3 protein-coding genes are annotated in these 2154 nt (G+C 74.2%); 1 reads left to right on the plus strand and 2 read right to left on the minus strand.

All coding sequences use genetic code 11. The features are described 5' to 3' along the window. Both ABD308_RS16305 and ABD308_RS16310 read right to left on the minus strand, forming a co-directional pair. A partial coding sequence (locus ABD308_RS16305; protein ID WP_425554783.1) for a DUF5682 family protein occupies positions 1 to 398 on the minus strand: 398 nt, incomplete at its 3' end. Between the two features lie 103 nt (positions 399 to 501). Then, positions 502 to 1596 carry an ATP-binding protein gene (locus ABD308_RS16310; RefSeq protein WP_344334161.1) on the minus strand — a complete coding sequence of 365 codons (1095 nt, stop codon included), beginning with the start codon at positions 1594 to 1596 and terminating at the stop codon, positions 502 to 504. Positions 1597 to 1785: 189 nt separating this feature from the next. Between ABD308_RS16310 and ABD308_RS16315 the strand changes: the two genes are divergently transcribed. Next, a partial coding sequence (locus ABD308_RS16315) for an SWIM zinc finger family protein (RefSeq protein ID WP_344334163.1) occupies positions 1786 to 2154 on the plus strand: 369 nt, incomplete at its 3' end.

A 2154-nucleotide genomic window follows, 5' to 3' on the forward strand; every position in this document is an offset into this window, starting at 1 on the left:
TCGGCGAGCCGGGCGATCGGGTCGCGCGGCAGGTCGGGGTCCTCCCCGGCGGCGTCGGCGTCCTCGTCGCCGGTGTCCGCGAAGGAGTAGCCCGCCGGCAGGTCGATGAAGCGGAGCGGGACGCCGAGTTCACCGGCGTAACGGATCGCGACCCACTCCGGCGAGAACTCGGCGTACGGCCAGAACGCGGCACGGGCCGGGTCGTCGGCCGCGTGGGCCAGCAGGGCCACCGGCGGCACCATGTCCTTCGCCGCGGCCAGCCCGAGGATCGGGTCGGCCTCCGGCGGCCCCTCCACCAGGACCGCGTCCGGTCGCAGCTGCTCCAGCGCGGCGGCCACCGAGCGGGCCGAGCCGGGGCCGTGGTGCCGGACGCCGAGCAGCGTCACCTCTGCGCTCATCGCGCCCTCCCTCCCGAGTCTTCCGAGGTTGCGGTCATGCGGTGCACGGTCGTGCGGTGCACGGTCGTGCGGCGGACGGTCGTCCGGCGGACGGTCGTGCCGTTCAGCGGGCGTTCTCACGGGCGGCGCGGTAGAAGTCCTTCCAGCCGTCGCGCTCGCGGACCACGCCCTCGACGTACTCGCGCCAGACCTGCTGGTCGGCGGCCGGGTCGCGGACCACCGCGCCGATCACACCGGCCGCGACGTCACCGGCCCGCAGCACGCCGTCGCCGAAGTGGGCGGCGAGCGCCATGCCGTTGGTGACCACCGAGATGGCCTCGGCGGTGGACAGGGTGCCGCTGGGGGTCTTCACCTTGGTCCGGCCGTCGGTGGTGATGCCGGCCCGCAGCTCCCGGAAGACGGTCACCACACGCCTGATCTCCTCGGCGCCGCCCGGCAGTTCGGGCAGTTGGAGGGAGCGGCCGAGCTGTTCGACCCGGCGGCTGACGATCTCGATCTCCTCCTCCAGCGAGCCGGGCAGCGGCAGCACCACGGTGTTGAAGCGGCGGCGCAGCGCGCTGGACAGCTCGTTGACGCCGCGGTCGCGGTCGTTGGCGGTGGCGATGACGTTGAAGCCGCGCACGGCCTGGGTCTCGGTGCCCAGCTCCGGGACCGGGAGGGTCTTCTCGGACAGGATGGTGATCAGACTGTCCTGCACATCGGCCGGAATGCGGGTCAGCTCCTCGACCCGGGCGATCCGGCCGTCCGCCATCGCCCGCATCAGCGGCGAGGGGACGAGCGCCTCCCGGCTGGGCCCGTTGGTGAGCAGCTGCGCGTAGTTCCAGCCGTACCGGACGGCCTCCTCGGGCGTGCCGGCGGTGCCCTGCACCAGCAGCGTGGAGTCGCCGCTGATCGCCGCCGCGAGGTGCTCGGAGACCCAGGTCTTGGCGGTGCCCGGCACACCGAGCAGCAGCAGCGCGCGGTCGGTGGCCAGCGTGGTGACGGCGACCTCCACCACCCGGCGCGGGCCGATGTACTTGGGGGTGATCACGGTGCCGTCGGGCAGCTCGCCGCCCAGCAGGTAGGTGGCGACGGCCCACGGGGAGAGCCTCCAGCGCTCCGGGCGCGGCCGGTCGTCCTGGGCGGCCAGCGCGGACAGCTCGGCGGCGAACGCGTCCTCGGCGTGCTGCCGCAGGACATCGGTCACGACGTCGGTCATCGGGGCTCCTTGGGGTCGGCCGCCGGGCACACGGATGCCCGGGCGGCGGGGTGATCGGAGGGAGCCAGGCCGGCGTCCCGGCCTGTGGAAACCACCATGCACCCGGCCACTGACAATCCTGACCGGACCTCAGTTCGGCTCGTCCGGGCCGCGGGTCGACTGTCAGTGCCGCCGCCTACCGTCGTGGTCATGGAGGAACGCTGGAGCACCGAACACGTCCTGTCCCTGGCGCCCGACGCCGCCTCGCGGAAGGCCGCCGGCAAGCTCTCCGCGCCCGCCCCCTGGTCCGCCGCGGGCACCGACGGCGCCGCGGTCTGGGGCGAGTGCAAGGGCAGCGGCAGCACGCCGTACCGCACGGTCGTCGAACTCGCCACGCCCGCCTACCAGTGCAGCTGCCCGAGCCGTAAGTTCCCCTGCAAGCACGCCCTGGGGCTGCTGCTGCTCTGGAGCGGCTCACCCGGTTCCGTGCCCGACGGCGCGGAGCCCGCCGAGTGGGCCGCCGAGTGGCTGAAGGTCCGCCAGGAACGCGCCGAGCAGCGGGCCGTGCGAGCGGAGGCG

The sequence above is a fragment of the Kitasatospora putterlickiae genome (assembly GCF_039527695.1).
GTDB lineage: Bacteria > Actinomycetota > Actinomycetes > Streptomycetales > Streptomycetaceae > Kitasatospora > Kitasatospora putterlickiae.